At 61.0% G+C, this 23,910-nt stretch carries 21 protein-coding genes and 1 tRNA gene; 12 read left to right on the plus strand and 10 right to left on the minus strand.

Features of this window, described 5'->3' with window-relative positions:
* Positions 1-38: 38 nt before the first annotated feature.
* Positions 39-710 carry a PadR family transcriptional regulator gene (locus WG78_RS00765; RefSeq protein ID WP_053935878.1) on the minus strand — a complete coding sequence of 224 codons (672 nt, stop codon included), beginning with the start codon at positions 708-710 and terminating at the stop codon, positions 39-41.
* 242 nt (positions 711-952) lie between these two features.
* Between WG78_RS00765 and WG78_RS00775 the strand changes: the two genes are divergently transcribed.
* From WG78_RS00775 to WG78_RS00795, 5 genes are all read left to right on the plus strand, one after another.
* The gene (locus tag WG78_RS00775) at positions 953-3,523 is read left to right on the plus strand and encodes an autotransporter outer membrane beta-barrel domain-containing protein (protein ID WP_053935880.1); all 2,571 of its coding nucleotides are present in this window, start codon (positions 953-955) and stop codon (positions 3,521-3,523) included.
* Positions 3,524-3,635: 112 nt separating this feature from the next.
* Positions 3,636-4,061, plus strand: a complete 426-nt coding sequence (locus WG78_RS00780) for a DUF4124 domain-containing protein (protein ID WP_053935881.1) — start codon at positions 3,636-3,638, stop codon at positions 4,059-4,061.
* Between the two features lie 132 nt (positions 4,062-4,193).
* Positions 4,194-5,648, plus strand: a complete 1,455-nt coding sequence (locus WG78_RS00785) for an aminoacyl-histidine dipeptidase (protein WP_053935882.1) — start codon at positions 4,194-4,196, stop codon at positions 5,646-5,648.
* A 134-nt stretch (positions 5,649-5,782) separates the two neighbouring features.
* The gene (locus WG78_RS00790; RefSeq protein WP_053935883.1) at positions 5,783-6,625 is read left to right on the plus strand and encodes a dienelactone hydrolase family protein; all 843 of its coding nucleotides are present in this window, start codon (positions 5,783-5,785) and stop codon (positions 6,623-6,625) included.
* Between the two features lie 220 nt (positions 6,626-6,845).
* Positions 6,846-7,700, plus strand: a complete 855-nt coding sequence (locus WG78_RS00795; RefSeq protein WP_053935884.1) for an energy transducer TonB — start codon at positions 6,846-6,848, stop codon at positions 7,698-7,700.
* Between the two features lie 19 nt (positions 7,701-7,719).
* Here the strand turns inward: WG78_RS00795 and WG78_RS00800 are convergent, their stop codons facing one another.
* Positions 7,720-8,622 carry a LysR family transcriptional regulator gene (locus WG78_RS00800; RefSeq protein ID WP_053935885.1) on the minus strand — a complete coding sequence of 301 codons (903 nt, stop codon included), beginning with the start codon at positions 8,620-8,622 and terminating at the stop codon, positions 7,720-7,722.
* Positions 8,623-8,712: 90 nt separating this feature from the next.
* Between WG78_RS00800 and WG78_RS00805 the strand changes: the two genes are divergently transcribed.
* The gene (locus WG78_RS00805) at positions 8,713-9,726 is read left to right on the plus strand and encodes an NADP-dependent oxidoreductase (protein WP_053935886.1); all 1,014 of its coding nucleotides are present in this window, start codon (positions 8,713-8,715) and stop codon (positions 9,724-9,726) included.
* Positions 9,727-9,803: 77 nt separating this feature from the next.
* On the opposite strand, the gene WG78_RS22985 is transcribed toward WG78_RS00805, so the two are convergent.
* Positions 9,804-11,162 carry a carbohydrate-binding protein gene (locus tag WG78_RS22985; RefSeq protein ID WP_053935887.1) on the minus strand — a complete coding sequence of 453 codons (1,359 nt, stop codon included), beginning with the start codon at positions 11,160-11,162 and terminating at the stop codon, positions 9,804-9,806.
* A gap of 842 nt (positions 11,163-12,004) precedes the next feature.
* Between WG78_RS22985 and WG78_RS00815 the strand changes: the two genes are divergently transcribed.
* The 3 genes from WG78_RS00815 to WG78_RS00825 all read left to right on the plus strand — a co-directional run bounded on the left by WG78_RS00815 (position 12,005) and on the right by WG78_RS00825 (position 15,049).
* Entirely contained in the window at positions 12,005-12,823 is an 819-nt protein-coding gene (locus tag WG78_RS00815) for a hypothetical protein (RefSeq protein WP_152969001.1), read from the plus strand.
* 217 nt (positions 12,824-13,040) lie between these two features.
* Entirely contained in the window at positions 13,041-13,928 is an 888-nt protein-coding gene (locus tag WG78_RS00820; protein ID WP_053935889.1) for a PEP-CTERM sorting domain-containing protein, read from the plus strand.
* A 326-nt stretch (positions 13,929-14,254) separates the two neighbouring features.
* Positions 14,255-15,049 (plus strand): prohibitin family protein, encoded by a 795-nt coding sequence (locus WG78_RS00825; RefSeq protein WP_053935890.1) that lies wholly within the window; start codon positions 14,255-14,257, stop codon positions 15,047-15,049.
* A 109-nt stretch (positions 15,050-15,158) separates the two neighbouring features.
* Here WG78_RS00825 and WG78_RS00830 read toward each other — a convergent pair whose 3' ends face one another.
* The 4 genes from WG78_RS00830 to WG78_RS22610 form a co-directional block, all read right to left on the minus strand.
* Positions 15,159-15,842, minus strand: coding sequence for a YoaK family protein (locus WG78_RS00830; RefSeq protein ID WP_053935891.1), 684 nt, complete (start codon positions 15,840-15,842; stop codon positions 15,159-15,161).
* Between the two features lie 449 nt (positions 15,843-16,291).
* Positions 16,292-16,367, minus strand: a tRNA-Thr gene (locus WG78_RS00840).
* 66 nt (positions 16,368-16,433) lie between these two features.
* Positions 16,434-16,619, minus strand: a complete 186-nt coding sequence (locus WG78_RS00845) for a hypothetical protein (protein ID WP_152969002.1) — start codon at positions 16,617-16,619, stop codon at positions 16,434-16,436.
* Between the two features lie 182 nt (positions 16,620-16,801).
* Positions 16,802-16,951 (minus strand): hypothetical protein, encoded by a 150-nt coding sequence (locus WG78_RS22610; protein WP_161805042.1) that lies wholly within the window; start codon positions 16,949-16,951, stop codon positions 16,802-16,804.
* A gap of 207 nt (positions 16,952-17,158) precedes the next feature.
* Between WG78_RS22610 and WG78_RS00850 the strand changes: the two genes are divergently transcribed.
* From WG78_RS00850 to WG78_RS00860, 3 genes are all read left to right on the plus strand, one after another.
* Positions 17,159-17,821: a response regulator gene (locus WG78_RS00850; RefSeq protein WP_053936166.1), complete on the plus strand. Its 663-nt coding sequence runs from the start codon at positions 17,159-17,161 to the stop codon at positions 17,819-17,821.
* Positions 17,818-19,113: an ATP-binding protein gene (locus WG78_RS00855; RefSeq protein WP_053935894.1), complete on the plus strand. Its 1,296-nt coding sequence runs from the start codon at positions 17,818-17,820 to the stop codon at positions 19,111-19,113. Before WG78_RS00850 ends, WG78_RS00855 begins: the two co-directional genes overlap by 4 nt.
* 186 nt (positions 19,114-19,299) lie before the next feature.
* Complete coding sequence (locus tag WG78_RS00860; protein WP_083458669.1) at positions 19,300-21,627, plus strand: extracellular solute-binding protein; 2,328 nt, start codon at positions 19,300-19,302, stop codon at positions 21,625-21,627.
* A gap of 233 nt (positions 21,628-21,860) precedes the next feature.
* Here the strand turns inward: WG78_RS00860 and WG78_RS00865 are convergent, their stop codons facing one another.
* Genes WG78_RS00865 through tsaB form a run of 3 tightly spaced genes read right to left on the minus strand, consistent with a single transcriptional unit; the run spans position 21,861 to position 23,898 of the window.
* A complete protein-coding gene (locus WG78_RS00865; protein ID WP_053935896.1) occupies positions 21,861-22,751 on the minus strand; it encodes a uracil-DNA glycosylase in 891 nt (296 codons plus the stop codon).
* The gene (gene rimI, locus WG78_RS00870) at positions 22,748-23,218 is read right to left on the minus strand and encodes a ribosomal protein S18-alanine N-acetyltransferase (RefSeq protein WP_053935897.1); all 471 of its coding nucleotides are present in this window, start codon (positions 23,216-23,218) and stop codon (positions 22,748-22,750) included. The genes WG78_RS00865 and rimI overlap by 4 nt, the downstream gene beginning before the upstream one ends.
* Positions 23,215-23,898: a tRNA (adenosine(37)-N6)-threonylcarbamoyltransferase complex dimerization subunit type 1 TsaB gene (gene tsaB / locus WG78_RS00875; protein WP_053935898.1), complete on the minus strand. Its 684-nt coding sequence runs from the start codon at positions 23,896-23,898 to the stop codon at positions 23,215-23,217. Before tsaB ends, rimI begins: the two co-directional genes overlap by 4 nt.
* Positions 23,899-23,910 lie beyond the last annotated feature (12 nt).

A 23,910-nucleotide genomic window follows, 5' to 3' on the forward strand; every position in this document is an offset into this window, starting at 1 on the left:
CCTCGCCACCGCCTGCCCGCCGCGCCGATTACGCTTGATTAGCCTTCGCCGCGTTCGATTTTGCCAAGTGCTTCTTCCAGAATGCGGGCGACGCGGGCTTGTTCGGCTTCCGGCGCGCCAATCTTGGTCAGCATCAAATGCTTGAACTTGATCCGCACCGCCTCCAGCACCGGCAAGAACGGGCCTTCCGCGTGATGCCGGCCGCGATCACCGAATACTTCGCGGATGCGGTCCATTTTTTCGCCCAGCCAGGTCAGCTTGCCCATGATGGCTTCGACCACGGCGCGGTTGGCGGTCAGATGTGCGCGGCCTTCGTCGGTAATGCTGTAACGCTTTTTGCTGCCGTCTTGTTCGACGGTGGCGTGGCCGATTTCTTCCAGATAAGTCAGCGCCGGATACACCATGCCGGGGCTCGGCGCATAAAACCCGTTGGTACGCTCATCCAGCGCCTTGATGACTTCGTAACCGTGACGCGGGCTTTCTTCCAACAGCGCCAGGATAATCAGTTGCAGATCGGAAGACGACAATTTGCGGCCACCGCGAAAATCCCGGCCGCCCAGTTCGCCCTCATCATCGCCGCCCATGCCGCGCCCGCGATGCCCACCAAACGGGCCGCCGCGATGGCCGCCACGGCCTATGGCATGACAGCCCTCATGACGTTGATGGAATTCGTAATGACGACGGCGCATTTCTTCAAAGAAGTGACGCATGACAGTGCTCCTTGTGTATTTCGTAAAATATATCGTACGACATATATCGCAAGATATAGATGGAGCCGTCGCTGGTCAAGCCACGCGCCCTGCGCAAACCGACGAACGTCATTGGCTGGATGCGGGCACTTGTCACTTTTACATATCCAACCTGGAGAAGCGCCAAGCGCTGCATTACAACTAAGGCACACGTTCAAGCCGCGCATTCGTGCGTTTAACTGACCTTGTTGCAAGGGATCACCATGCAGAAATCGTTACGCTGGATGGCATTACTGATCACCGGCTGGCTGTTGGCATTCAGCCCGGCCCACGCGGCGGCCAAGCCGTCGACGCCCGCTGCGGCCAAGCCGTGGCCGCATCAATACACCGTGGATGGCACCACGCTGACGCTGTACCAGCCACAGCTGGATAACTGGCAAGGCAACCAGTTGAACGCGCGTATGGCGGTGGCGGTGAAGAAGGGCACCAGCACCAGTCCGGATGGCAAAAAGCGGGACTTGCTGGCCTATGGCGTGGCGTGGGTATCGGCGCAAACGCTGACCGACAAAACCGCGCGCACCGTGCAACTGGACAATATCAATATCGATAAAGCCAGTTTTCCGACCGAGCCGGAGAACGAAGCCAACTACCTGGCGCTGATCCGCAAAACACTGCCGCAAAAAGCAGTGGTGGTGGGGCTGGACCAGTTGGAAGCATCGCTGGCAATCAACCGCGCCGATGAGAAAGTGGCGTCGATTCCGGTGAACAACTCGCCGCCGCAAATCCTGTTTTCGTTTGAACCGGCGTTGCTGGTGCTGATTGATGGCGAGCCCGCGCTCAAGCCCACCAAAGTGGCAGGCGTGCAGCGCGTCATCAACACGCGGTCTTTGATCCTGGTGCAAAACAACGCCTGGTATTTGTACTTTGCCGGACATTGGGCCACCTCCACCGGCCCCACCAGTGTCTGGCTGGCGGTCAAGAGCGTGCCCAGCGGCTTGACTGAAGCGATGCAGCAAGCCGTGGCGGCCAAGCTGGTCGATGTAATGGACAAGCCGCCCGAAGCAATGAAGAAAACACTGGCTGCGGGCAAATACCCGACCATCTACACCGCCACCAGCCCGGCCGAACTGATCATGTTCGACGGCGAGCCGCGCTTTGAGCCGATTGCCGGCACCAACCTGGCCTACATCAGCAACACGGCCTCGGACGTGATCATCGACCCGAAAGCCGATGGCAGCGGCGATACCACCTGGTACGTGCTGTTGTCGGGTCGCTGGTTTAGCGCGCCGGCCCGCAAAGGGCCGTGGGCCTGGGTTGCCGGCGATAAATTGCCGGATGACTTCCTCAAGATTCCGTCCGATAGCGCCAAGGGCGCGGTACTGGCGTCGATACCCGGCACGCCGGAAGCGCGTGAATCGCTGATCGCCAATTCGATTCCGCAAACCGCGACGGTCAATCGCCAGCAGGCGCATTTAAGCGTCAATTACGATGGCGGCAATGCGCAGTTCAAGCCGATCGATAACACGCCGCTGGTGTATGCATGGAATACCGCAGTGCCGGTGATTCGCGTAACGGATAGCGAGTTCTATGCGGTGCAGAACGGCGTGTGGTTTAAAGCGCCGGTGCCGTCCGGCCCATGGGAAGTGGCCACCAGCGTGCCCGCTGTCATTTACACCATTCCGCCCGCATCGCCTTTGCATTACGTGACCTATGTGCGTGTGTATGGCGCATCGGGGCAGGTGGTTTATGTTGGCTATACCCCCGGCTATTACGGCACCGTGGTCAGCGGCGGCACCGTGGTCTATGGCACCGGCTATGTATGCGATGCGTGGGTGGGTGACGTCTGGTATGGCTGCCCGGCCACCTATGGCTACAACGTGGCGTTTGGCTATGACCCGTTTGTGGGCTGGACCTTTGGTTTTGTGGCGGGTTGGGCGTGGGCTTCCGCCTGGTATGGCCCGTATTGGGGGCCGTGGTATGGCTGGTATGGGCCTTCGCCGTATTACTGGGGCGGCGGTGTGGCGGTGGGCAATGTGTATGGCCGCTGGGGCAATACCGTGGCGCAAGGCACGCGCGCGGTGTGGTCCAATCCGTGGACCGGCAACTATGGTTCGGCGGTACGCGGCAACTTCTATAACCAGGCGACTGGCGGCCACGGCGTGGGTTACGCCGGCTACAACACCAATGCCTATACCGGCACCACCACGGCACGCGCTGGCGGCGCACGGTACAACCCGGAAACCGGCCGTATCGTGGCCGGGCAGGGTGGCGCGGCGGGCAATCCGTGGACCGGCAACGCCGGGGCGGCGGGCAGCAAAACCAGCATCAACACCAATACCGGCCGCGTAACGCAAAGCGGCGGCGTTACCACTCGCACCAATCAGGGCGCTACTGCAGCGGGCGGCTTTAACACGCGCGGCGCGGGCGGTGATGCCAATGGCCGTGGCTATGTGCATTACGATGCGTCTACCGGCGACGTTACCCATGGCGGCGTGGTCAATGCCAACGGCAATGTGTATGCGGGCAAAGACGGCAATGTATATCGCTATGACAAGGGGGATGGCTGGCAAAAAGTGCAGCCCGACGGTTCATTCCAGAAGGCCAACCCGCCCGCTGACAGCAATGTGGATAACGACCGGCTGGCGCGCGATCGCAGCGCGGATCGTACCGCCACGCGCAGCGATCCAGCCGCAGCGCAACAACGGCTGGACACCGCGCGGCAAAACCGGCCGCAGCAACCGACGCGCCAGTTTAATAATCCGTCGCATTTTGAGCGTGGCAATTACGGTGGCAATTTCCAGGGCCGGATGGGGGGCTTTCGCCGTTTCCGTTGAACCAGTCGGCGTGACTTTGCACTATATAAACAGGCGGCGCGTTGCGGCATGCGGCGCGCCGCCGGGTTATCAGGAGCAAGTCATCATTCCAGGTACATGCAGGAGAACCATCATGAAGCTGGGCTACGCCCATGCGCCGCTGCGGCTGGCCGGGCTGGCGCTGATATCTACCCTGTTGGCCAGCGCCTCGGCTCAGGCCGAGGTCTTTAAATGCCGCGACGCGGAAGGCAATGTCAGCTACGGCGAAACGCCATGCAAAGGCCAGCAGCGCCTGCCGTACACGGCAGGCAGCGTCACCACCATCGAAGCGCCGCCGCGCCGACCCAGTCCGCCTGTGGAAACCAGTGCTGCCGAGGCCACCGCGCCGTCAGATGACGATCGCCGCGCCCCGCGCACCACGCCCAATCCCAATCTTCCGGCGGGCGTTAATTGCAATGTCGATAACCCGGATTACGATCCGGCTTTCTGTAACGCGGGCAACCTGCGCAGCTTGTACGGGCCGCAACCGGCGCATCCGGCGCCCACCGCGCGGCATTGAACATGGGTGCGGGGCGCAACGGACGTAGCGCCGTGCGGCCAGTTTGGGCGTTTTACCTGGCCAGACCAGGTATTCCACGCCCTTCGGGCTGCGGGTAACATGGGGCGGCTCAAGCTTCCTGGAACTCTGATCATGCCGTTGTCTTCGCTTTATCCGCAGCCGCTTTGGCGTCATTTTCAAACCCTGTGCGATTTTCCGCGCCCCTCCAAACATGAAACCGCCTTGCGTGACCACTTGTACCAGTGGGCGCAGGCGCGTGGTTTGTGGGCCGAAGTGGATGAGGTTGGCAATCTGCTGATCCGCAAACCGGCCACGCCCGGTTATGAAGATCGCCAGGCCATCGTGCTGCAAGGTCACATCGATATGGTGACCCAGAAAAACGAAGGTAATCCGCACGACTTTTTTAAAGACCCGATCCTGCCGCGCATAGAAGGCGAATGGGTTAAAGCCACAGGCACTACGCTGGGCGCCGATAACGGCATCGGCGTTGCCGCTGGCCTGGCCGTGCTGGAAAGCAGCGAGCTGCAACACGGTCCGATCGAAGTGTTGCTGACCATTGATGAAGAAGCGGGCATGACCGGCGTTAAAGGTCTGCGCGCGGGCTGGTTGCAGGCGCAAATCCTGCTGAACCTGGATACCGAAGACTGGGGCGAACTGTACCTGGGCTGTGCCGGGGGCGTGGATGTGGTGGTCAGCCGTCCGTTGGCGCACGAGCCGGTGCCCGCAGGTTATGAAGTATTCAAGCTGACGGTGAAAGGTTTGCGCGGCGGCCATTCCGGCGTGGATATCCATCAGGAACGCGGCAACGCCAACAAACTGTTGGCGCGCATCCTCAACGACGTGCTGGCGCAAGGCCCGGCGCATCTGGTCAGTTTTGAAGGCGGCACCTTGCGCAACGCTTTGCCGCGCGAGGCCTTTGCCCTGGTGGCACTGCCCGGCGACGCCGCTCCTGCGCTGGCTGGCAGTGCCCGCCGCTGGCAAGCTCGCCTGGCCAAAGAGCTGGCGCGCGTGGACGACAATGTCACCGTATTGTTCGAACCGGCCGAAGCGGCAGAAGGCTTGAGCGTTAACACCAGCCGCCAGGTGATCGATCTGCTGCTGGGCTTGCCCTATGGGGTGGCGCGCTGGAGTCAGGCCGTGCCGGGCGTGGTGGAATCGTCCAACAATCTGGGCGTGGTGCGCGTTAACGCGGAAGGCTTCAAAGCGGCTTTGCTGGTGCGCTCGCTCACCGATGAAGGCGTGGATGAAGTGTCGAGCCGCATCGAAGCCGTCGCCCGCATGGCGGGCGCGCAAACCGAGCGCAGCGGCGGCTATCCGGGCTGGGCGCCGGACCCGTCTTCTGCGGCGCTGGCATTGGTGCAAAAAGCCTATCGCGAACGCTATGGCCACGATGCCGAACTCAAAGTCATCCATGCCGGTCTGGAAACCGGGCTGATTGCGGGCAAGTATCCGGATCTGGCCATGGTGTCGTTTGGCCCCACCATTCGCGGTGCGCATTCGCCGGACGAAGGCGTGGAAATTGCCACGGTCGGTTATTTCTGGGAACTGCTGGTGGATGCGCTTAAGGCCGTCCCCGCGCGCGTTTGATGGCTGCGGCCCCGGATCGACCACACCGCGTTGATCGGGGCCGTGCCGCTGCAAGAATCACGGCGTTGGCGTACCGCGCCCGCGCCGCATAGTCGTACTGTTTGCACTGAGCCACCTTTACCGGGAACCCCACCATGCCAGCTTCGACGACCTCGGCCGAGCGCCGTGACTTCTTGATTGCCAGTATCGCCACCGGCTTTGCGCTTGCCGTTAAACCGGTAGCCGCTTCTACCATCATCACCGACGAAACCGGGCTTAAAACCGCCACGGTAGGCATTACCGCGCCGGGTGGCCCGATGCCCGCCTATACGGCGCGGCCTGCCAATGCGCGCGGCCCTTTGCCGACCGTAATCGTTATCCAGGAAATCTTTGGCGTACACGAACACATTCAGGATCTGTCTCGGCGTCTGGCCAAAGTGGGCTATCTGGCCATCGCGCCCGAGCTTTATTTCCGCCAGGGCGATCCGCGCAAATACCCTGATATTGATAAATTGCTGAGCGAAATCGTGGCCAAAGTACCCGATGCGCAAGTGATGACCGATCTGGACGCCACCGCCGCGTGGGCCAGTTCCAACGGCGGCGACAGCAAAAAACTGGCTATCACCGGCTTTTGCTGGGGCGGGCGCGAAACGTGGCTGTATGCCGCGCATAACCCGAATATCCTGGCTGCCGCCGCGTGGTACGGCCCGATTGAACCGCCCAAGTCGCCGATCAAGCCGGATAACCCGATCGATATCGCCGCCAATCTTAAAGTACCGGTGATTGGTTTTTATGGCGGCAAGGATCAGGGTATTAGCCAGGACAGTCTGGCTGATATGAAAAAAGCGCTGACCGAGGCGCACAAGAATTTTGATATCAATATTTATCCGGACGCGGGCCACGGCTTTAATGCCGATTACCGGCCGTCTTATAACGCCGAAGCCGCGCATGATGCGTGGATCAAGATGTTGGCGTGGTTTAAAAAATACGGCATGTAAATGCACGGCCTGCGCGCTGCCCCCGCCCGTTGGGGGTGGCGCGCGGCATGTATCGGCGCAATACACGTTGTCCGTGCAGCGGGGCCAGCGATGCCTTAGCATGCAACGCCGTGTAGACCGAATTGCAGCTGCCGCGTTATAGCCCTGCACAAGCCCGATCTGGCGGGCGCCAAAAACAAAATCGATCTGGAGTTGCACGCTGACTACCTCGCTTCCCCCGTTGTCGCCCCTGCCGGAAGACGAAGAAGCATCCCGCAGTCTGTTCAATCTGGCGCTGGTGTTTGCGCTGGTTTTTCATCTGGCGTTGCTACTGATCAAGTTTCCCGACAAAGGTGGCTCGCCGCCGCCCGTTGAGTTGCAGGTACAACTGCAGCCCAAGGCGCGCGCGCCTGCGCCGCAGGAACCCGCGCCCATCGTGCCCGAGAAAACGGTGCAAACGCAGGCGCGTTCCACTTACGAGACGCCCGCGCCGATCAAAAAACCGCGGCGCCCGGTGGCCAGCGCGCCGCGTAAACAGCCGCGCCCGGCGCGTCCACAGCCGCCTTCACCGCAAGCCTCGGCCGATAACACGCCTGATGTCGTGATCGGTGGCCTGGATGACGCCTTTGCGCGTCGCCAACCCAATACCGCCACCAAAGCGCCACCGCATCTGGCCATGCATTTATCGGATTTGCCCGCGCAACAAGCGCAAAGCAGCGACGAACAAGCCGCTACCAATGCGGCCGAGCGCATTGCAGGCGACCCGCTCAGCAGCAATCTGTTTGGTTTGTGGGAACACGACGTGCGCGCCAAAGTGGAACGCATGGGCGATATGAATTTCCCCAAAGACAAATACGATCGACCGATCTTCGGGATTATCAAATTCCACCTGGTGGTGAATTACGACGGCACGATTGCCGACGTAGCCATTACCGAAACCTCGGGCAATCCGGAACTTGATGCCAAAGCACTCGGCATTCTGAAGATGTCAGTCCCCTTGCCACGACCCGCGCCGGCCTTGCTGGACAAGCGCGGCCATATCACGCTGGACCGCTACTATCAGTTCCTGGATGAGCGGGTGCACTGGCGGCGTTAAGCATCACCGCACCAGCGTGTCAGTCCTGGTCGAGCAATAGCGCCAGGAACGCCCGCACGGCTGGATTGGTGCGACGGCTTTCGGGCCACAGCGCGCTGATGTTGTGTCGCGTCACCGCAAAATCCGCCAGCACCGGCACCAGTTGCTGGCGGTCCAGCCACGGTTGCGCCATAAAGCTGGCCGCCATCCCGATGCCCGCGCCTGCGGCCAGCGTGGCCAGCACTGCTTCGCTGGCATCGACGATGAGGGGCGACGACGGCACGATTTCGATTTCCTTGTCGCCGATCTGGAAAGGCCAGCGGAATAGCTGGCCCGTGCTTTGATAGCGCAGGTTGACGGTATCGTGCTGCACCAGTTCATCCGGGTGGCGCGGCGTGCCGCAGCGCGCCAGATAGTCGGGCGCAGCGTAGCAACACAGCTGATACGGTGCCAGCCGCCGCGATAGCAGCGAGGAATCGGGCAGATCGCCAATACGTACCGCCAGATCGATGCTCTCTTCGGCCAGGCCGACGATCTGGTCGCTGAGCCGCAAATCGATCGTCACCTTGGGATAGCGCTGGCGAAACGTCGCCAGCGTCGGCGCGATCATGTGTAACCCAATCGGCAATGACGCGGCGATGCGCAACAAGCCTGCCGGTTCCGCCCGCGCGGATCTGGCCAGCTGTTCGATGTCTTCCGCCTGCCGCAGCAATTGCAGCACGCGTTCATGCAAGTCGCGGCCTTCCGCCGTAAACGTGAGCGAGCGCGTGGTGCGGGTAAACAGCGCGACGCCAAAGTGGCGCTCCAGCCGCTGGATGCTTTTGCTGATGGCCGAGGGCGAGACCGCCAGCGCTCGCGCCGCAGCCGTATAGCTGCCCAATGAACCCGCGCGGGCAAAGGCAATCAAGCCAGTCAGTCGTTCCAGGCCAATTTGTTCCGTCATGGCACTATTAAAACGAATTCAGCGCTCATTATCAATCTGCCGGCACGCATCTAACATGGCTTATCGATATGGATATGCAGCGAGGATGCGATGACCGAAATGATGAAAGCCGTGCGATTGCACGCATTTGGCGGCCCCGAAGTATTGCGCTACGAAGACGCGCCGCGGCCGCAAATCGCGGCGGATGAAGTATTGGTGCGCGTGCATGCGGCCAGCCTTAATCCACCTGATCTCTATCTGCGTGATGGCTATCGCGCCTTGCCGCCGGGCTGGCAGCCGGATGCGACGTTTCCGTTGATTCTGGGCACCGATGTTTCGGGCGTGGTGGCGGCCGTGGGCAATGCGGTATCCGACTTCATGGTGGGTGACGCGGTCTATGCCATGGTGCGCTTTCCGCAAGCGGCCATGACCGGCAGCGGGGCGTATGCCGAATATGTGAATGTGGCCGCCAACGAACTGGCCCTCAAGCCCACGCATATCGATCACCTCCACGCGGCGGGCGCGCCCATGTCGGTGCTGACGGCATGGCAGTTTCTGGTCGATTTGGGTCACGACGTGCCGAACCCGTTCCAGTCCTTCGCCCATGCCCCGGTGCCGCTGCAAGGCAAAACGGTGCTGATCAATGGCGCGGGTGGGGGTGTGGGGCATGTGGCGGTGCAGGTGGCCAAGTGGCAGGGTGCGCGGGTGATTGCGGTGGCGTCGGGCAAACACGAGCAATTGCTACGCGACCTGGGTGCGGATGAGTTTATCGATTACCACCGCGTTGCAGCGGAAACGGTGGTACACGATGTTGATCTGGTCATGGATGCCGTCGGCGGCCCCGGCATCGAGCGCTTTTTGCGCGTGATTCGCCCGGGCGGCGCGCTGTTCCTGGTTAACCCGCTCGATTTTTCCGCGCACAAAGAAGCGGCGGATTTGGGCATTACCGTATCGACGGCTCAGGTGCGATCCAGCGGCAAGCAACTGGCCGAGGCCGCGCGCCTGTTGGATGACGGCACCTTGCGCATCGTTATCGACCGCACTTTTCCGCTGGCGCGAGCCGCTGCGGCGCATCAGCGTGCGGCGCAGGGCAGCATTCAGGGCAAGGTGGTGCTGGTGGTTTAAGCGCGGCCTTTACACTCGCGTGCATAGTCGTTAAAAAGCCCGACCAGTTGGTCGGGCTTTTTACCTGCAGGGCTGGATTACTGGCCCAGATCGCTGACAAAGCGATTGGTAAACGACAGATTGCTCTGGCCATTGGTGCCCGCGATATCACGGTCCAGCGACCAGTAGTGCGCGCCGACCAGGCCGTTGGCCTTGATAAAGTTGGACATGGTATCCACGTCGGCCAGGGTAAAGGTTTCGCCGGACGTATCGTTGGCCGCAATCATCGGCGTCAGTTCGATCTGGTTGTACGGCAGCTTGTAGAAGTTATGCAGATCCATCGCCGCCTGAATGGCCGACTGACCCATCTGACACACGCCTCCGCTGACCACACACACCGCATTGCTGGCCGGATTGCCATAGTCCATCACCATCAGGTTGATGGTGTATTTGGTCAGACCCGAGCTCTGAATCGCGCTCATCACCATTTTGCCCATATCGCCCAACGGATTCGGCGAATTGGCGCCCATATCCACCGCAACGGCCGAACCCGCCTGGCTGGTGGCCAGCGTAGCGATGGTGAAGCTGTAGCGCAGGTTAGGGTAGGTTTTTTGCGCGGTAATCACGCGTTGCACCAGCGCGTTGATCTGCGCCTGGGTCTGGCCCGCTTCGATATCAAAATCGATACCGATCATATTGGCCGAGTAGTAATTCTTGATGAACTGGGTAAAGCCGGCATCGGTGCCACAGCTGAACACACCGGCTGCGCCGCCGGTCGACACCACATACTTTTTGCCTGCGTTAACAAACAGCGGCACGTTGGTGGCGGCAAAGGTCGACGGCGTCATGCCGCCGAGGTTTTCGCCGACCGGGCTGGCGGCGGTGGAGCCGCATTCGCCGGTTACAAACGCCCAGGTCAGCGTCGACAGATTGCTCGGCATGGCGCTGGTGACTGCCACCACGGTGCCTGCCGCATTGCGGCTGCGCATCTGATCGGTGTTCCAGTCGGTGTTGACGGTGACGTCCTTGTACGGGCTATCGATAAACGCCGGTGCGCCACCGCTCGGGGTTGGCGTGGGGGCTGGCGTCGGTGTCGGTGCGGGTGTCGGGGTGGGGACTGGCGTCGGCGCAGGAGTCGGTGTGGGCGTCGGCTTCGGTGTCGGCGCTGGTGTGGGGGTCGGTGTCGGTGTCGGCGTCGGTGTGGGGGTCGGCGTTGGGGTGCCGCCGGTATCCGCGCCTAGATCCTGCCACAGGCTGGGCGTTGCGGCCGGGTTCCAGCCTGCGCCTGCGTAGTCAGTTTGCGTGACCAGCGCTTTGTAATCATGGCCGTTGTAATAAACGATAGTGCCGACGCTGTAAGTGCCACCGTCTTGCCAGGTGGGATAGGCGGCCAGGGCGTACGACGCTGCCAATGCGGCAGGCAGGATGGCCCATGCCATCCGGTTGATGCGCTTCATGAAACATCTCCATCCATAAGTTGATTTGATATCGAACGGGCGCTTTTGCGCCTCTGGGGGCTGCAACCACGGCCTTGTTCAAGGACCGTGGGTAGGGCGGTTGACGCGTATTGCACAAGCGTCGCTGCGGACGCATTGGCGCTTATTAACGATGCCCCGGCGCGCGGCGTCAATGCCGCGACATGTTGCGCTGCCAAGACGAGTCGGATTTGCAACAGCCGGTATCAAGCGCGCTTTGGGGGATCAATCTATGCCCCTGTCATGGCGATGCAAGCAGTAGGGCAAGCTGGGCAAAAAGTGTGGATGTGCCGTACCGGGGTGTGGTTTTTTTTGCCAGGCAAAGTGGGGTTTGCTGACCGCCTGTCGGCCATCTCGCGTCGGCGCGCCACGACTTTCCTTTCAAAGCCCGTGCAGGTTTGCGCAGATTGAAAGCGATGCGACGTTAAAGGCTGCATGGATGTAAGCAAAGTGGGTATCGGGCGAGGTCCCGCAGTCCCGCTGTATTTTACCCATTTGTAATATTAGAAATTGCTAAAACAGTTGTCTGGTCAATAGAAACCCTTTTGTCAGTGTGGTGTATGGCGGCGGGGCTCCACAGGGGGTGGCCGCGTTGTTTTCAGTCCAGGCGCGCGCTATTTCGGGGGTCCGCCGGGTTTGATACGCTGCGCAACTTCTCGCTGACCATTCGGTTACATCCGATACATCGCTGATACGTATTCCGTAATGGCAGTAGCAGCGTTTTGAGGGGTTTTTCTGTTCTGGATTGCAACGTGCGTTGTCGTTTACCCCACGCCACGTCCCCTGACCGCGTCGCAGTCAGAAGATCTTTTTTGAGAATTACAATGACCCAGTTCGCCCGTATGTTGAAATTGTCCTTGATCGCCGCAGCCGTGGCCGCACTGTCCGCATGTGGCGGCGATGGCGGCAGCGATGCTTCCACCGGCTCGGTGAGCAATCCCACCCCGACGCCCACTGCAGTGCCGACCCCGACTCCGGCACCCACGCCCACAGCCACGGCCTTTGTGGCTGGCGCCAAACCCGGTTACTTCCTGATCTGGGGTGGCAGCGTCTCGATCGGTAAGCTGGACACCGTGCAGCAAGACAGCGCAGGCGCAATCCGTAGCGTGAGCAGCTTTACCACCACCGCCGACAGCACCGTGGGTGACGTGCTCAGCACAGCGCATGTGGCGACGGGCGAATGGCAAAGCGGCAGCACGTCTTATGTGTCGGGCGGCAACACCGACGGCCCGTACGACAACAAGAGCTATGGCTATAGCTATGTGGTCTACAACAATGTGCAGGCGTATGCGGGCGACGCTACGTTGACTTGCACGCCGCACTTCACCACGCCGATGAACGCCGGCAAGTTTGCCAGCATCACCGGCACTGCCACGCTGAGCATCAATGGCGGCGTCGCGAATGCTGCGGTGAACATGACCTTGACCGCAACCGACAAGTCGCAGACCAACATCAGCAACAGCGCGACGCTGGCACCGGGCATGAACAACATGGGCACATTGCTAGCCGGCGGCAGCCGCACTTCGGCGGCATTATTGCTGGGCGAAGGCGAAGCCGGTGGCTACACGCTGATTGCGCCGTGGGCCGCGAGCACCACTGCGGGAGGCAAGTACACCGGTATTGCGGTATTCAACTGCAAATAACCCCGCGCAGCGGGAAATGTAGCAATAAAAAAAGCGGCCCATGTGGCCGCTTTTTGCGTGTGGGTTGCTTGATCGCCACGCAAAATCGCGCGCTCAGATAAATGGCTTGGCAAGTATCGAACTGTATCTAACAATACATATGCCATCACGATAATTACACGAAGCTGTGCGTGTTTGTCGGGTGACATCCAATCAAAAACACTTGCGAGACTTGCCAATGATCCGCACCACCTTCCATGCCCTCGCGCTGGCTGGCGCTATCGCCACGCCGACCGCGATGGCCAATACCCAGGTTTATGACAGTGCTGGCTACACCATCACTATTGATTCCACCAACTACCAGTTTGGCTACGACGCCGGGCATGCGCCTTGGGTTCAGGGCATTGATTACCCTGCCGCAGACGGCACCACCCACCAGTTTCAGGATAATTTCAGCGCTTATATCCATGAAGTGGATCCGGGCAATATCAATACGCAAAGTGGCCCGCTAAAACAGGAATCGTGGGTGTCGATCCAGGTTCAGGCCAAGCCGGGCTGGAGCCTGGAGTTGTTTAATTTCAACGGAATTTCGGGCGTCGCGACCGGCGCCAGCACCCTGCCTACATTTACGTCAGAGTCTTCTTTGCGCGTAGGCCAGAGCGCCAGCGACTCGCGCGAGGTAAGCGTAGAGCAGTACTACAACCAGACGCCGTCGCCCACCACCGACTGGCACATGTCCACCGGCGACGTGGGGCCCGCGCCTTCGGGCGCGTTGTTTACGCAATATGGCGCAGGGGTTTCCTGGTGGCATAACTACTGGCTGCAGGACTGCGCCACTGAACTTTGCGACGCGCTGGTGGGACCGGTCACCATCCAGCCCGGCGACGTGACCTGGTTAAGCTATACCGGTCACTTTATCTGGGACGCCACCGCAGTCGCCAATGACCCGACTGCGGCCATGTTCTCAATGTGGGAGCGAGAGGGGGTATATCCGCACCTTGACGTGGAAGCCATGTCGCCGGTGCCGGAGCCCGAAACCTGGGCGTTGTTCGGCTTGGGCCTGGTCGGTTTGAGTGCGCGCGGCTGGCGCAAACGCCGCGCTGGCGTTAGCGCCTGCCTGGTCTGATCTGAAAAAACGCTCAAACCGAAGCTGAAAGCCGCAGCGCTGCCTGCGGCTTTTTGTATTCGTGGTGTAAAGCAGACAGTGCCACACGCCGTAGTCTACTTCCGAAAATGCCGCGACTAGAATGCGGCGCAAATGACGGCAGTGCGGGCACCAAGCGACCGCCGCGTCATTGACATCAAATTAAACAAATCTGTAATTCGCTCGCTTGCTGAGTGTCATTTTGTAGCTGGTTTGTGAGGATACCGAGTTGTTAAGGTCACCGGATTCGAAGAGGGCGTTCGCGGCCTCAGCGTCATTCCATGTCTTAACAACAAAAGGTAAAAATCATGCAGGACAAATTGACTCGCAATGCGCTCAAGATCGTTGCGGTCCTGATCGTTTTATATGTGCTGCTCGCCAGCTTTTATACCGTCACGCAAGGCGAGCGCGGCATCGTATTTCGCTTTGGCCAGATCCAGTCTGTAGAAAGCGAGGGCTTGCATTTCAAGCTGCCGATGGTCGATAGCGTGGTCAAAGTGGACGTGCGCACGGTCAAAGCCGATGCGCCCACCACGGCAAGTACGCGCGATCTGCAAAACGTGACCACCAAAGTGGCGCTCAACTATCACCTCGACGCCACCGCACTAAAAGACACTTACTCGCGCTTTGGGCTTGATGTGGAAGAAAAGCTGATTGATCCGCGCATTCAGGAAACCACCAAGGCCGTGACTGCGCGCTTTTCGGCGGAAGAACTGCTGTCCAGACGTGATGACGTGCGCAGTGAAATTGCCAACAACCTGCGTACCAGCCTGCGCAGCTACAACATCGTGGTCGAGGATATCCAGATTACGGATTTCCATTTTTCCGCCTCGTTTGATCACGCCATCGAAGCCAAGCAAGTGGCCGAACAACAAGCGCAAAAAGCCAACAATGATCTGGCGCGGATCAAGATCGAAGCTGAGCAGAAGATCGCCATGGCCCAGGCCGAAGCGCAAACCATCAAGATTCAGGCTAATGCGATCCGCGAGCAAGGCGGCCAGGAATATGTGCAGCTGAAGGCGATTGAAAAATGGAATGGCGAACTGCCTCAGGTGGCTGGGGCGAATACACCGTTTATTAACTTGAACAGTGCGCAGAAATGACGCGCGTGGGCGGATAGCTTGAGACGACGCATGCCGGTGACGACAGCTCGTCCTTTGCAGTAAAAACCCCGAACTGCGGTTCGGGGTTTTTACTTTTGTGCGCGATCATTCAGGGCGAGGGCGAGGGCGAAACCGCGATCAGCACAAACTGCACCATGGCCGCACTGAGCAGCGCCGCTTCCACCCACAACGCTTGCGCCCCCAGGTGAGTGGTGGCGAGCGCCCCAATGACGGTGCCCGCAAAAAAACACAGCACCACCACGCCCAGCAAACGCGCGCTGCGCAACGATTGCAGATCGGTGCGCGGCAGCAATCCCGCCGCCAGACGCTGACCAAAGCTGCGCAGATTGCCCGAAGTCATCACCGAGTTGTAGGACAGGCCCGCAATGTGCGTAAACGTAGCAGCCTGCAGCGTGGCCACAAAGCTGATCGCCGGGATCAGGCCTGCATCGGGCAACGCAATCAGACCACTGGCGACCGCCACCATAAACACCAGCTCCAGCAGCAGGCAGGCGATGGCGGGATGGCGCAACGATTCGCTGCGTGTGGGTAGTAGCTCAAACACATGGGCCAACAGCACGGCCAGCAGGAACGCCACGATCGGCGGAAAGTGGCGCAAGCCCTGATGCCAATTGCCCGCCGCCAGATTGATGCCCATCAACGCCACGTTACCGGTCATGGCATTGGCAAACACGCCGCCGTGGCCCACATAGGCGAAGGCGTCAAGAAAACCGCCCGAGACAGTGAGCAGCAAGCCAACGGTGATGTCGGTTTTGGCGCGGATGAGGTTCATGGGAATGGAGTGGTCGCGCAGTCGAGTACCCACTCAGCGCCGCAATGCCGCGCCTTAAGGGCCAACAGAATAAGCGGCTGCAGAGCGGACAGATTGCGATTCAAACGGAGCGATTGTTGCGCTTTTGACGCCAGCTGAGCGCACTGGTAACCAGGCCGGCGACCAGAAGGCCGAATCCGCTGGCCAGATAATGGTCTGGCGTGGTGGCGGGGGACTGGGGCTGCATCTTATTGGCTGTGGCGGCGGGCGTTGTTTCGTTTTCGCGACGTGGGTTCGTCATTTTGCACCTGAGCGGAAGGCGGAAAGTAGTCACCGCGCGTGGCGGCCCCAGTCACTTTAGGTTGAATGCGGTCAGGCAACAAGCGCGTTATTGCAAAGCCCAAAACAAAAAGGCCACGTCCTTGCGGAAGTGGCCTTGATTTAACGATTTGAATCTACAACAGAATTAATGGTGCCGCCGGCAGGAATCGAACTCGCGACCCCCTGATTACAAGTCAGGTGCTCTACCAACTGAGCTACAACGGCACACTTGAGGGGGCGAATATTAGCACAGGTTTTTTGCGCGCCACAATTTGTTTGTGCGCGGTGTTTTTACCGCAAAAAACTCATATCCGCCGCAGGCGGCACAGCTTGCTGTTCCACTCCATGCACCCCCGATTGCTCAATCTGCAATTCCACCTTGTCGAGCACGGTTTCAAAGCGTTGGGCGATGGCCACTTCGGCCAGGGCGAAAACTGCGGCGAGGGCGAGGATGATGATGGCGGTGGTTTTACGCATGATGGTCTCCATTCGGGCGTGTTGAGCTGATGGAGGCCATTGTGGGCGGCGTGCTACGCGGGCTGAACAAAACTGAAGATTACTAACGAATGCCCAGAAATTCTTAATGTTGCGGGCACAAAAATGGCGCAATGCGGCCGGGCATAAAGCCAGCCGGATTGCGCCCGTAGCCTTTGCGGCTGTTACATCTTTTTAGCGCCTTGGTCCGGATTGGCCGGGTTGTCGCCTTTGTGCCAGACCGCGCCTTGCGAGCCATTCTGGTCAGCAAAGGCCGGGGCAACCGCGCCGGCAGTCGTTAAAGCGACGAGCAATGTAAGCACGATGCGTTTCATGGTGTTTTCTCCAGTGTGTTGGTACAGCGTCTGTTGGCGCTGCTGACCCTATATACGAGCGCGTTACCGCATCGGATGCAGCGGCGCACCGCCACGCCGTCGGCACTGTGCCACGCGCACGGCTAAGCGCGTGCTAAGCCGGCTGCGGCATGCTGGCATCGTCTATCATGGCGCGGTCAGCCCATGAGCAATGCGCGAGAAAACAGCATGCGAGTTCTGGTAGTCGAAGATGATCGAATGATTGGCGAAGCCGTGGTGCAGGCGCTGAAAGATGCGGCCTATGCCACGGATTGGGTACGTGATGGCGAATCTGCCATGCAGGCCCTGCAAGCCAGTTGCTATGAAGTGTTGTTGCTGGATCTGGGCTTGCCCGGCCGCGATGGCCTGCAGGTGCTTGGCTGGTTGCGCCAGCGCGGCGATGCGGTGGGCGTGTTGATTGTCAGCGCGCGCGATGCCGTGGAAGACCGGATTGCCGGGCTGGATGCCGGGGCCGACGACTACATTCTCAAGCCGTTTGAAGTGGGCGAATTGCTGGCGCGTATGCGGGCGGTGGCGCGGCGGCAAAGCGGGGCGGGCACGCCCACGCTGAGCAACGGCGCGCTGGTGCTCGATTTGTCGACGCGCGAAGCCACCTATGCCGAGCGCACGTGTCGCCTCTCCGCGCGCGAATTCTCGTTGCTGCAAGCGTTGTTGATCCGCCCGGGCGCCATCCTGTCGCGCCAGCAACTGGAAGACCGCATTTACGGCTGGAACGAAGAAGTCGAAAGCAATGTGGTCGAATTTGTCATCCATAGTCTGCGCAAAAAGCTGGGCAGTGACGTCATCAAAAACGTGCGCGGCCTGGGTTGGATGGTGGACAAGAACTCGTGAAAAACTCGCTGCAATATCGCCTGTCGCTGTGGATGGCGACGTTTACCGTGCTGTTTGCGTTGGTGGCGACGCTGGTGTCGTATGTCTCGCTGTATATCGAAGCGTCGCAAACCCAGGATGACCAGCTGCGCCAGATCTCCTTGCTGGCGATGCGCTACCACCTGCCAACCGTGGATGAGACCGACCTCAGCGGCCGCGGCGCGGAGGATTCCGAATCCAATGTAGTCATCCAGCATGAAGGCGAAACCGCCGCTGCCGACGAGCTGATCAAGCCGCTATCCGACGGCATGCAGACTGCGCATTGGCATGGCAAACACTGGCGCGTGTATATCGAAAGCGGCCCGGATGGCAAACGGCTGGCCGTGGCACAACAAACCATGGTGCGCGACGAAATCGCCCGCTTTGGCAGCATGCGCGGGCTGGTCACGCTGGTGTTGATGCTGCCTTTGCTGGTGGGCATGGTGGTGCTGATTATCCGGCGCACGCTGGAGCCGATCCGCCAGTCCACCGACCAGCTGGATCAGCGCGATGACGGCAATTTGCAGCCGCTGGACGAGGCCGGCATGGTGACCGAGATCCGGCCGTTTGTAGGTTCGATCAACCGCTTGATGGAGCGGCTGGCGGCGGCCTTGCAGCAGCAACGCCTGTTTATTGCCGATGCCGCCCACGAATTGCGTTCGCCGATTACCGCGCTGACGGTACAGGCGGAAAACCTGGCCCATAGCCAGCTCGCGCCTGAAAGCGCGGGTCGCCTGACGACATTGCAAGCGGGTCTACAACGCACGCGCTTGCTGCTGGAACAACTGCTGGGGCTGGCGCGGCTGCAATCGGCAGCCGTGGGCGCAACGGGCCCGGTGTCGCTGGATGGCGCGGCGCGGCATACGGTAGAAGACATCATGGCGGCGGCGTTGGCGCGCCATGTCGATCTGGGGTTCGGGCGGCTGGAAGCGGTGTCGATCAACGCCATTGAGGTTGATGTGCGCACGCTCTGCCGTAATGCCATCGACAACGCCGTGCGCTACGCCCCGGATGGCGGCGTGGTGACGGTGTCCATCTACCGGGACGAAGCGGGTGCGGCGGTGTTCGAAGTCGAAGACAACGGCCCCGGCATCGCGCCAGAACATCTGCAACGCATCTTCGATCCGTTTTATCGCGTGCCGGGCAATGACGCCACTGGCAGCGGCCTGGGTTTGACCATCGTGCGCAATATCGCCACGCGCTACGGCGGCCAGATCAGCCTGGGGCCCGCGCCCAGCGGCGGTTTGTTGTTCCGCTTTAGCCAGCCTGCTTGACCTCGCCATCAGCCGCCGCCAGCCGGCGCTAGCGCTATAAGGTGCGGCCCTGGTGTGTATGCAATGCATCAGTGCGCTGCATGGTTCGGACGAAAATGTAGTCGCTCCCCTAGAATTACATTTCAGCGATGCGGATGACATCGCATTAAAACGCGAACACGACTTGCGGGTTTAGGGGAGTTGCCGATGTTGCATTCAATGCGGGGACGGTTGCTGGCGCTGGTGGCGGGCAGCAGCGGGGTGGCGTGCGTGGTCGGCGCGTCGATCAGCCAGGGCGGCATGCCCAGCGCCGGTGGTGTTGCCACGGCATTGATGCTAGCGGCGGCGATAACCGCCGTGGTGGCGCTGGCGGCAGGCTGGATCATGCAGCCGCTGCGCCGCATCGAATCCACCTTGCATCAATTGGGCAATGGCTCGGCCGATCTGTCGATCCGCTTTGCCGAAACCGGCGACACCGCCGCGCTGGCCGCGCCGCTTAATCGCTTTATTGGTGGCCAGCAATCGCTATTGCGCGAAGTGCAGCGCGAAATGGAAGCGCTGGCGCTCAGCCTGCACGAGCTGACCGCCGTCACCGCGCAAATCTCCGCCGATACCCGCCAGCAATCCGACCACGCCGCTGCCTCAGCCGCCACGGTGGAGCAAATCACCGAGAGCATCTCGCGTATTGCCGATAGCGCGCGCGATGTGGACGAAGTGGTGGCGGAAACGCAAAGCATGTCGGGCCAGAGCGCGCATGCGGTGCAAAGCGTATCGGATGAGGTCGAGCGCGTGGCCAGCGCCATGAGCGGCCTCGGCGGCACCATGAGCAATCTGAACACCAGCGCCAACGAAATCAGCGGCATTGTCGGCGTAATCAAAGACATCGCCGGCCAGACCAACTTGCTGGCGCTGAATGCCGCAATTGAAGCCGCGCGCGCCGGAGAGCAAGGGCGTGGTTTCGCCGTCGTTGCCGACGAAGTGCGCAAGCTGGCCGAACGCACGCAAGCGGCTACCGTCGATATCGCGCGCCGGATTGAATCGGTCAATACCGAAACCCACGCCGCCACCGACGATATGAGCCGTACCTCGGCCGGCGTGGCGCAATCGGTCGAGCGCGCCGGGGAAGCCCGCGCGCATATGTTGGAAATTGCCGAGCGCATGAATGGCGTAGCGCAGGTGGTGCGCCAGATTGCGCATGCCACGCAGGAACAATCGTCCGCCACGGAGACCATGGCGCGCGCCGCCGGCCATATCAGCGATATGACGCAAGCCACCGACTCGGCGCTAACGCAAGCCACGCAAACGCTCAAGACCGTGGACGAGCGCGCCAAAGTGTTGCTGCAGGCGGTGGGCAAGTTCCAGCTGGCTGATATCGAGGTACTGCATTGGTGGCTGTCGCGTAGCGAAGCGCGTGCGGTGTTTGAACTAAAAACGCGGCTGAATCAGCGCGGCCATCACTGGATGGACACGCCCGCAGGCAACGGCGACCCGATGGCGGCACTGAATGCGCGCGTGCAAGCGGGTAAAGCGCCCACCGCCGCTGCCAACCGCATTATCAATATCGGCAAATGGTCGCAGGCAGGCGTGCTGGCTGATCTGAATGAGCCGGCGCGCAGCGGCGGCTGGTCGAAACTGCTGCCTGCGGTCTTTGACAAAATGATCCAGGTGGATGGCCGCTATGTGGCCATTCCGCTGGGCGTGGCGCGCGTCAATACCGTGTGGGTGAATACCCGGCTGATCCAGAAAGTGGGTGGTAGCCAGCCGCGCAGCTGGCCGGAGTTCCTGGCGCTGTGTGACAAGTTGCACAACGCCGGCATCACGCCGCTGGCGCTGGGTGAACAGGATTGGCAAATCGCCTCCTTGCTGGAAACCCTCCAGGCCGCGCAGGGCGCTGATTTTTATCGCGCGTGTTTTGTGGATCGTGATGCCGCTGCGCTGGGCGGCGGCAAGATGGTGGAAGCGTTTGAGCTGTTCCGCAAACTCAAGCCGTATTGCACCGAAGACAAAGCGGGCCGCGACTGGAATCTGGCCACCGGCGACGTGCTGAACGGCCGCGCTGCGATGCAGATCATGGGCGACTGGGCCAAGCCCGAATTTATCCAGGCGGGCAAACACCAGGGCAGCGATTACATCGGCTGGCCCGCGCCCAGCCCACGCGGCGAGTTCTCGTTTGCCGCTGACGCGCTGATCATGTTCCGCCAGCAAGATCCGGCCAAACAGGCGGCGCAGCGCGATCTGGTCGAGCTGGTAATGAGCCAGGAAGGGCAGGAGGCGTTTAACCTGTTCAAGGGCAATATCCCGGCACGCAGCGACGTGCCGCTGGGTAAGTTCGACGGCTATTCACGCCAGGCTGCGCAGGATTTTGCGCAGGCAGCCAGCGGCAATGTACTGGTGCCGTCGTGGGCGCACAGCCAGTGCCTGGCGGAAGCGGCGCGCGAAGCATGCATGAAAGTGGCGCGGGAGTTCTGGCGCTCACCGGCAATGAGCGCGGCCGAGGCCGCACGCCAATTCGCCAGCGCCGCGCGGCAGCAATAACCACTGAAGCATAGGGTGGGTCTAGACCCACCAAGCAAAGCCAGCGAGAAGAACTACATCATTGATGTTTTTGGCGCTTTCCCTTGGGTTAGCCCCACGCCCAAAGCCAGCGAGAAGAACTAAATTATTGATTTATTTGGTTTTTCCCTGCTTTGGCGGCGCGCTGAAAACCAGCGGGAAGATCTACCGCATCAATCTTCTCTTGGGCTTTGAAGGGTGGGTCTTGACCCACCCTACGACAGCGTTGCTTTTAGCAGTAGCAGGTCGCGCCAGGCTTTGGCTTTGTCGGGCAGGTTGCGCAGCAGGTAGGCCGGGTGGTAGCTGACCACCACCGGGATGCCCTGGTACTGGTGCACCTTGCCGCGCAACGCGCTTACCGGGGCGTCGGTGTTCAGCAGCATCTGGATGGCGAAGCGGCCCACGGCAAAGATCACCTTGGGCTGCACCAGCGCCACCTGGCGTTGCAGAAAGGGCGCGCATTGCGCCACTTCGTCCACTTGCGGATTGCGGTTGCCGGGCGGGCGGCACTTCAGCACATTGGCGATATACACGCGTTCGCCGCGCGCCTCGCCGATGGCTTTAAGCATATTGTCGAGCAGCTTGCCCGCCGCCCCCACAAACGGTTCACCGCGCAGATCCTCTTCCTGGCCCGGCGCTTCGCCGATCACCATGATGTGGGCCTGCGGATTGCCCACGCCCGGCACCACTTGCGTGCGGCTGGCGCTTAAACCGCAGGCCACACAGCCCTGCATGGTGGCTTGCAAGGTCGCCCAATCCATCTGCGCGATTTCCAGCGCGCGGGTATCGGGGGCGATGACTTCCGCGTCGGGGCGCTCGGCGCGCGTTTCCACCACCGGCACGATGGGCGCTTTGCGGGCCGGTTTTTCCACCGCTTCCAGCGCGGGGATAGCATGCGTGGCAATCACCGGCGCGGTATCGGCTGCAGGCACGTGCACGGCCGGATGCGGCGCATGTGCGACGGGCGCAGGGGCGGGCGCGCTGACCGGGCCGTCGGTTAACGGCGCAGGCACAAAATCGGTGGCGGACAGCGACAACCAGTGCGCGCGTTCCAGCCACAACGGCCCCAGGCCTAATTCATCAAGAATCTGCTCGCGCCGGCTCATGGCTCGGTTCCATTGCTGGGTGCGTGCAGCGTAAAGGCGTAGTTGACGGCATCTTCTCGGCCGCCGTCCGCGCCGGGATAGTAGTCTTTGCGCAAGCCAATGCGCAGACCGCCGGCCTTGGCATACAGCGCTTGCGCCGCGGCATTGCCCGCGCGCACTTCCAGAAACAATTTGGCCACGTCGCGGCTGCGCAAGGCATTGATGACGGCGCTCAGCAATTGCGTGCCCAGGCCTTGGCGCTGCAGCGCGGGGTCGACCGCAATCAACAGCAATTCAGCTTCGTCCAGCACGGTGTTGGTCACGGCAAAACCAGCCAGCGCGCCATCACGGTCCAGCGCAATGCAGTCGTGTGCTTCCAGCGCTTGCTGCCATTGCGCGTGGCTCCAGGGATGCGGATTGGTGGCGTTGTCCAGCGCCAATACCGCGTGGATATCCGAGCCCAGCAAGGCGCGCAGTTTTACCGTCATTTGGCTACTCGCTCGTGGGTTTTAAGCGCCACCTTGTCGCGCAGATAGAGCAAGGTAGCCTGATCCGCTGGCATGCCCTGGCCCGCCTCAAAGCGCGGCAAAGCCAGCGCCAGAATATTGCGCGCATGCGGATAGGCATCGGACATCGTGTCGGTCAGTTGCGCGCCCAGACGTTGCCGCAGCGTGTCGGCATAGGCGGCAAAACCACTGCCCAGGCCCATCCAGCCGCTTTGCTCGGGCACGGGGATGGCATCGGGGTTGAGCACATCGGCGGCGAAGATTTCGCGCCATTGCTCGCCTTCGCGCTGATACGCCGCGGTGTAGACCTGGTTCATGCGCGCATCAATGCAGATATAAGCCAGATCGCTGGGGCATTGCTGCGCCAGCGCTTCCAGCGTCGACACCCCCACCACCGGAATATCGAGCCCGAACGCCAGTCCCTGCGCAATGCCACAGCCGATGCGCAAACCGGTAAACGAACCGGGGCCCATGGCAAAGGCCACGCCCGCCAGTTCGGCGCGCGTTACGCCGGCCTGGACCAGCAGTTGTTCGAGGGCAGGCAGCGTCAGTTCGGCGTGCTTCTGGCCAACATGCTCGGCGTGCAGAAACAAGCCTTCCGGCGTGTGCAACGCCAGCGACAGATGTTCGGTGGAGGTTTCAAGAGCGAGGTAGCTGGGCATGGGGCGGGGGCT

It is taken from the genome of Amantichitinum ursilacus (genome assembly GCF_001294205.1).
Classification (GTDB): domain Bacteria; phylum Pseudomonadota; class Gammaproteobacteria; order Burkholderiales; family Chitinibacteraceae; genus Amantichitinum; species Amantichitinum ursilacus.

Coding starts and splice junctions, on each gene's coding strand:
- tsaB (WP_053935898.1), bottom strand. CDS start 23,898: ATGCCCAGCTACCTCGCTCTTGAAACCTCCACCGAACATCTGTCGCTG.
- WG78_RS00815 (WP_152969001.1), top strand. CDS start 12,005: ATGACCCAGTTCGCCCGTATGTTGAAATTGTCCTTGATCGCCGCAGCC.
- WG78_RS00805 (WP_053935886.1), top strand. CDS start 8,713: ATGACCGAAATGATGAAAGCCGTGCGATTGCACGCATTTGGCGGCCCC.
- WG78_RS00785 (WP_053935882.1), top strand. CDS start 4,194: ATGCCGTTGTCTTCGCTTTATCCGCAGCCGCTTTGGCGTCATTTTCAA.
- WG78_RS00780 (WP_053935881.1), top strand. CDS start 3,636: ATGAAGCTGGGCTACGCCCATGCGCCGCTGCGGCTGGCCGGGCTGGCG.
- WG78_RS00820 (WP_053935889.1), top strand. CDS start 13,041: ATGATCCGCACCACCTTCCATGCCCTCGCGCTGGCTGGCGCTATCGCC.
- WG78_RS00775 (WP_053935880.1), top strand. CDS start 953: ATGCAGAAATCGTTACGCTGGATGGCATTACTGATCACCGGCTGGCTG.
- WG78_RS00845 (WP_152969002.1), bottom strand. CDS start 16,619: ATGCGTAAAACCACCGCCATCATCATCCTCGCCCTCGCCGCAGTTTTC.
- WG78_RS00860 (WP_083458669.1), top strand. CDS start 19,300: ATGTTGCATTCAATGCGGGGACGGTTGCTGGCGCTGGTGGCGGGCAGC.
- WG78_RS00825 (WP_053935890.1), top strand. CDS start 14,255: ATGCAGGACAAATTGACTCGCAATGCGCTCAAGATCGTTGCGGTCCTG.
- WG78_RS00865 (WP_053935896.1), bottom strand. CDS start 22,751: ATGAGCCGGCGCGAGCAGATTCTTGATGAATTAGGCCTGGGGCCGTTG.
- WG78_RS22610 (WP_161805042.1), bottom strand. CDS start 16,951: ATGAAACGCATCGTGCTTACATTGCTCGTCGCTTTAACGACTGCCGGC.
- WG78_RS00800 (WP_053935885.1), bottom strand. CDS start 8,622: ATGACGGAACAAATTGGCCTGGAACGACTGACTGGCTTGATTGCCTTT.
- WG78_RS00790 (WP_053935883.1), top strand. CDS start 5,783: ATGCCAGCTTCGACGACCTCGGCCGAGCGCCGTGACTTCTTGATTGCC.
- WG78_RS00830 (WP_053935891.1), bottom strand. CDS start 15,842: ATGAACCTCATCCGCGCCAAAACCGACATCACCGTTGGCTTGCTGCTC.
- WG78_RS00850 (WP_053936166.1), top strand. CDS start 17,159: ATGCGAGTTCTGGTAGTCGAAGATGATCGAATGATTGGCGAAGCCGTG.
- WG78_RS00765 (WP_053935878.1), bottom strand. CDS start 710: ATGCGTCACTTCTTTGAAGAAATGCGCCGTCGTCATTACGAATTCCAT.
- rimI (WP_053935897.1), bottom strand. CDS start 23,218: ATGACGGTAAAACTGCGCGCCTTGCTGGGCTCGGATATCCACGCGGTA.
- WG78_RS22985 (WP_053935887.1), bottom strand. CDS start 11,162: ATGAAGCGCATCAACCGGATGGCATGGGCCATCCTGCCTGCCGCATTG.